Source organism: Streptomyces sp. NPDC054847 (assembly GCF_053610925.1).
The window spans coordinates 1-5,944 of record NZ_JBSGZJ010000442.1 but is presented as its reverse complement, the minus strand read 5'-3'; the positions used below and the strand labels follow the sequence as shown (position 1 = coordinate 5,944).

6 protein-coding genes are annotated in these 5,944 nt (G+C 76.3%); all 6 read left to right on the top strand.

Annotation, left to right across the window (positions count from 1 at the left end; all coding sequences use genetic code 11):
• Positions 1-829: transferase (locus ACWGH4_RS29540; protein WP_453466310.1), on the top strand; the 829-nt coding region annotated here is incomplete at its 5' end.
• Positions 826-1,731 carry a D-glycero-alpha-D-manno-heptose-1,7-bisphosphate 7-phosphatase gene (locus ACWGH4_RS29535; protein ID WP_453466308.1) on the top strand — a complete coding sequence of 302 codons (906 nt, stop codon included), beginning with the start codon at positions 826-828 and terminating at the stop codon, positions 1,729-1,731. The genes ACWGH4_RS29540 and ACWGH4_RS29535, both read left to right, overlap by 4 nt.
• On the top strand, positions 1,728-2,762 hold the full coding sequence (locus ACWGH4_RS29530) for a glycosyltransferase family 9 protein (RefSeq protein ID WP_453466306.1): 1,035 nt from the start codon (positions 1,728-1,730) through the stop codon (positions 2,760-2,762). Before ACWGH4_RS29535 ends, ACWGH4_RS29530 begins: the two co-directional genes overlap by 4 nt.
• Positions 2,759-3,724 carry a glycosyltransferase gene (locus ACWGH4_RS29525; protein ID WP_453466304.1) on the top strand — a complete coding sequence of 322 codons (966 nt, stop codon included), beginning with the start codon at positions 2,759-2,761 and terminating at the stop codon, positions 3,722-3,724. Before ACWGH4_RS29530 ends, ACWGH4_RS29525 begins: the two co-directional genes overlap by 4 nt.
• Positions 3,721-4,983, top strand: a complete 1,263-nt coding sequence (locus ACWGH4_RS29520; protein WP_453466302.1) for a glycosyltransferase — start codon at positions 3,721-3,723, stop codon at positions 4,981-4,983. The genes ACWGH4_RS29525 and ACWGH4_RS29520 overlap by 4 nt, the downstream gene beginning before the upstream one ends.
• Positions 4,984-5,120: 137 nt before the next feature.
• Positions 5,121-5,786 carry a D-sedoheptulose-7-phosphate isomerase gene (locus ACWGH4_RS29515; RefSeq protein ID WP_453466300.1) on the top strand — a complete coding sequence of 222 codons (666 nt, stop codon included), beginning with the start codon at positions 5,121-5,123 and terminating at the stop codon, positions 5,784-5,786.
• Positions 5,787-5,944: the final 158 nt, after the last annotated feature.

Genomic DNA, 5,944 nt, shown 5'->3' with positions numbered 1-5,944 from the left:
CCGCAACACCGGTCTGCGGGTGGCCGGCCCCGTCCCCTGGATCGTCTTCCTCGACGACGACGTGGTGCCCGGACCCACCTGGTGCGACGACCTGGCCCGTGACCTCGCGGCGGCCGGGCCCCGCACCGGCGGCGTCACCGCCCGGATCGAGGTCCCGCTGCCCACGGACCGCCCGCCCACCGACTGGGAGCGCAACACCGCGGGCCTGGCCACCGCCCGCTGGATCACCGCCGACATGGCCTACCGGCGGGAAGTGCTGGAGGCCGTCGGCGGCTTCGACGAACGCTTCCCGCGCGCCTTCCGGGAGGACGCCGACCTGGCGCTGCGCGTCCGGGCGGCCGGGTGGGACCTGGCCGCGGGCAGCCGCACCACCACGCATCCGGTCCGGCCGGCCGGCCGCTGGGTCTCCGTACGCGTCCAGGCGGGCAACGCCGACGACGTGCTGATGAACCGGCTCCACGGGCGCGACTGGTGGCGGCGGGCGGACGCGCCACGGGGGCGCCTGCCCCGCCACCTCGCCGTGACGGCCTCGGCGGCCGCCGCGCTGACGTGCGCGGCGCTGGCCAGGCCCGTCGCGGCCACCGCCTGCGCCGCGCTCTGGCTCGCCGGCACCGCCGAGTTCGCCTGGGCCCGGATCGCGCCGGGCCCCCGGACCCGCGACGAGATCATCTCGATGGCGCTGACCAGCGCCGTCGTCCCGCCCGTCGCCACCTGGCACTGGCTCGGCGCACACCTCCGCCACCGCCGGACGCGGCCGCTGCCGCGGCCCGTACAGGCCGTGATCCCGGAAGAGTCCGGCCGGGCGGTGCGGGAGCGGGTGCTGCCATGAGCGACTCCTCCGAGGCCCGGCACCCGAGGGGACCGGAGCGACACGGCACCGGCCCGTGGCTCTTCCACGGCCCGCCGGTGGCGCGGGGCACCCCGCTGCCGCCGGACGCCGCCGACCTGCCCGACGCGGTCCTCTTCGACCGCGACGGCACACTCGTCGTCGACGTGCCTTACAACGGCGATCCGACGCGTGTCGTGCCGATGCCGTCCGCCTGGGAGGCCCTGGCCGCCCTGCGCGCGCTGGGCATGCCGGTGGGCGTCGTCAGCAACCAGTCGGGCGTGGCCCGAGGCAGGTTGACCCTTCGTCAAGTGGCGGCGGTGCAGCGGCGTATCGACGCCCTGCTCGGGCCGTTCGCCGTATGGGCCGTCTGCCCGCACGGGCCCGACGACGGCTGCCGGTGCCGCAAGCCCGCGCCCGGACTCGTGCTCGCCGCGTGCGAACGCCTCGGCGTGTGCCCGTCGCGCACCGTCGTCATCGGCGACATCGGCTCCGACGTGACGGCCGCGCTCGCCGCGGGCGCGCGGGGGGTCCTCGTGCCCACCGCGGCCACCCGGCCCGAGGAGATCGCGGCGGCGCCCGAGACCGCTCCCGACCTGCTGCGCGCGGTACGGCTCGTCCTGGACCCGGCCGCACGGTGCGGCAACCCGGCGGCACCGCGGACCGCGGCGGACCGCCCGGAACGTGCCGTGACGCCACCGGCCGTCGCGCGCCCCCCGGCGGAGACGGACCGGACCGCCGGCCCTCAGCAGCGTCCCGACCGACTGACCCGCGTCCTTCCCGTGAGCGGTACACCGGTGCCCGCCGCGGCGACGGCTGCCGCCGGCGGCGGGCGGGGCCGTGGGAGCGGGGGCATGACCCTCTCCACCTGCCTGCCGGCCTTCGTACGCGAGGAGTGGCCGTGACCAGGCCCAGAACGCTGGTCGTGCGGCTCGACAGCGCCGGTGACGTGCTGCTGGCCGGACCCGCCGTGCGCGCCGTCGCCGCGGGTTCCTCGCACACCGCGCTGCTCTGCGGACCGCTCGGTGTCCACGCCGCGCACCTGCTGCCCGGCGTCGACGAGGTGCTGGTCCACGACGCCCCCTGGGTGGGACTGGAGCCGGCGCCCGTGTCGTACGAGGTGACGCAGCAACTCCTGGAGAGGCTGCGGGCCGGCCGCTACGACCGGGCCCTGATCCTCGTCTCCCACCATCAGAGCCCGCTGCCGATCGCGTTGCTCCTGAAGCTCGCGGGCGTCGGCTGGACCGCGGCCGACTGCGAGGACTACCCCGGTGCGCTGCTGGACCTCAGGCACCACCGCAAGCCGCGCCGCCACGAGGCCCGCGCCGCGCTGGACCTCGCCCTGGACGCGGGCTTCGCCCTGCCGCCCGGCGACGACGGCTCCCTGCGCGTCAGCGCGCCGCCCGGGACCGAGCATCTGACCGGGCCGGAGCCGTACGTGGTGCTGCATCCGGGCGCCGCCGTCCCCGCCCGGGCCTGGAGCGCGGAACGGGCGGCAGAGGCCGCAGCCGCGCTCTCCGCCGCCGGCCACCGCGTCGTGGTCACGGGAGGCAGGGCCGAGAAGGACCTGACCGCCCAGGTCGCGGCGGACCACGCGCTGGACCTGGGCGGGATGACGTCCCTCCCCCAGCTGGCGGGCGTGCTCGCCGGGGCGCGGGTGGCCGTGGTCGGCAACACCGGCCCCGGGCACCTCGCGGCCGCGGTCGGCACGCCGGTGGCCTGCCTGTTCGCGCCCGTGGTGCCGGCCGACCGCTGGCGCCCCTACAACGTCCCGCACGTGCTGCTGGGCGACCAGCGGGCACCGTGCGCGGGCAGCCGCGCGCGGAAGTGTCCCGTGGCCGGGCACCCCTGCCTCGACGGGGTCGGCAACGCGGAGGTGCTCGCCGCGGTGGCGGCCCTCGGCGCCACGGACAAGGAGCGAGGAGCACGACGATGAACATTCTGCTGTGGCATGTGCACGGTTCCTGGACGACGGCGTTCGTGCAGGGCCCCCACACGTATCTCGTTCCGGTCACCCCCGGCCGCGACCCGGACGGGCTCGGGCGGGCCCGTACCTTCGACTGGCCGGACACGGTGCGGGAGACGACGCCGGAGCAGCTGCGCGACGCGCAGGTCGACCTCGTCGTACTGCAACGGCCGCACGAGATGGCACTCGCCGAGCGCTGGCTCGGCGGACGCCGGCCCGGCCGCGACATACCGGCCGTCTACCTCGAGCACAACGCGCCGGACGGCGACGTACCCGCCACCCGGCACCCGTTCGCCGACCGCGACGATCTGACGCTGGTGCACGTCACGCACTTCAACCGGCTGTTCTGGGACAACGGTTCCACCAGGACCGTGGTCGTCGAACACGGCGTCGTCGACCCGGGACACCTCTACACCGGGCGGCTGGCGCGGGCGGCCGTCGTGGTCAACGAGCCGGTACGACGCGGCCGATGGACGGGTACGGACCTGCTCGCCGGGCTCGCGGAGGCCGCCCCGCTCGATGTGTTCGGCATGCGCACCGACGGCCTGGCGGAACACCTCGGCCTGCCGCCGGACCGCTGCCGCACCGCCGATCTGCCGCAGCGGGAACTGCACGGTGCGATGGCCGAACGCCGGCTGTATCTCCACCCGGTGCGCTGGACCTCCCTCGGTCTCTCGCTGCTGGAGGCGATGCATCTGGGGATGCCGGTCGTCGCCCTCGCCACCACGGAGGCCGTCGAGGCGGTGCCGCCCGGCACCGGGACGCTGTCCACCCGGCCCGACGTCCTCGCCCGCGCCGTACGCCGGTACCTGGAGGAACCGGAAGCGGCGGCGGCCGACGGCGCCCGCGCCCGGCAGGCGGCGCTGCAGCGTTACGGACTCAAACGTTTCCTGGACGACTGGGAGCGACTGATGACGGAGGTGCGCGCATGACCTACAGCGATGCCATCGGAACCGAAGCGCTGTCGATCGCGCTCGTCTCGGAGCACGCCAGCCCGCTCGCCGTACTCGGCGGGGTGGACGCCGGCGGGCAGAACGTCCACGTCGCCCGGCTGGCGGGCGCGCTCGCCGACCGGGGCCACCGGGTCACCGTCTACACCCGGCGGGACGCGCGGGAACTGCCGGACCGGGTGCGGCTGCGCGCCGGCGTCGAGGTGCGCCATGTGTCCGCGGGCCCGCCGGAGGAGATACCCAAGGACGAACTCCTGCCGCACATGCTGGGGTTCGGACGTCACCTGGTGCGCGACTGGCAGAGCGACCCGCCCGACCTCGTGCACTCGCACTTCTGGATGTCGGGGATGGCCGCCCTGCACGCCACCCGTGAACTGTGGCTGCCGCTCGTGCACACCTTCCACGCCCTCGGCACGGTCAAGCGCAGGCACCAGCGGCACGCCGACACCAGCCCGCCGGCCCGGATCGCCTGCGAGAAGGAGGTCGGCGCCGGCTGCGACCGGATCCTGGCCACCTGCCGCGACGAGGTCGCGGAGCTGGCGGCCATGGGCATCCCGCCGGAACGCGTCGGTGTCGTGCCGTGCGGCGTCGACACCGACCAGTTCACTCCGCAGGGACCGGCCGCTGCCCGCGGTGCCCAGGGCCACCGGCTGATCCAGCTCGGCCGGCTCGTCCCCCGCAAGGGCGCGGCGATCTCCATCACCGCGCTGACGAGACTGCCCGGCGTGGAACTGCTGGTCGTCGGCGGCCCCCCGCCCGGCCGGCTCGACGACGACCACGAGGTGCGCAGGCTGCGCGACCTGGCCCACGGCCTCGGTGTCGCCGACCGCGTCCACTTCACCGGAGGCGTCCCGAGCGAGGAGGTGGCGCCGCTGATCCGCTCCGCCGACGTGGTGCTGTGCCCCGGCGACTACGAGCCCTTCGGCATCGTGCCGCTGGAGGCGATGGCCTGCGGCAAACCGGTCGTCGCCACCGCCGTCGGCGGCCAGCTCGACACCGTCGCCGACCCGGCCACCGGGCGGCTCGTGCCGCCCCGCGACCCGGAGGCGCTCGCCCGTGCGGTGGCCGAACTGCTCGCGGACCCCCGGCTGCGGGAGGCCTGCGGGGAGGCCGGACGCCGCAGGGTGCTGAGCCGGTTCGGCTGGGCACGGGTCGCCGCCGGCACCGAAGCCGCCTACCTGGGGGTACTGGCCGCCCGGCCGGCCCTCGCCCGGGTGACCGGGACGACAGGGGTGGTCTGACAGCACCGCCGGCCGCGTCCCGGCCCGCCCGGACCGGTGCCACCGGCGACCGCCGCCACGACGTCCGAAGAGACCGACGCCCGAAGGAGGTGCGGGTACGGCGCCGTCCCCAGGGACGCGCGCACGGCCCGACCAGCATGAGCGAACCACTTGCCACGGAGGCCGCGCACCGGCACTGCCAGTCGCTCCAGGACGCCCTCGGCCGGTTCCGCCGGGAGGGCCTCGACCAGGTCGCCCGATGGGGCCACCACCTCGCCGCCGTCCTGCCCGTCGGCGGCCGCCTGCTGGCCGCCGGCAACGGCGGCAGCGCCGCCCAGGCCCAGCACCTGACAGCCGAACTGGTCGGCCGCTACCGCGACGAACGCCCCGCCCACTCCGCCATCGCGCTGCACGCGGAGACCTCCAGCATCACGGCGATCGGCAACGACTACGGCTTCGAGCACGTCTACGCCCGCCAGGTCGCCGCCCACGGCCGGCCCGGCGACGTCCTGCTGCTGCTGTCCACCTCGGGCAGCAGCGCCAACCTGACCGGCGCGGCGGAGACCGGACGGGCCGCCGGACTGCTGGTGTGGGCCATGACCGGACCGCGCCCCAACCCCCTGGCGGACATCGCCGACGACGCCCTCTGCATCGACGCCGGCACCGCCGCCACCGTGCAGGAGGCCCACCTCGTCGCCGTACACCTGCTGTGCGAGGCCTTCGACGAGGCGACAGCCGCTCCGGTGCCGCCCGCGAAGACCCTGCGGCACGCGCCGGGAGCGGCCGCCACCCAGGCCGCCGCCGCCCGCCGGAGGCTGTCGTGACCGGCCCGGGCCCGCTGGTCGTCGTCGGGGACGTGCTCCTCGACGAGGACATCGAAGGCGTCGCCGAGCGCCTGGCCCCGGACGCGCCCGCGCCCGTCGTCGACGTGCGAGGGAAGCACCGGAGGCCCGGCGGCGCCGGTCTCGCCGCGGCGCTGGCC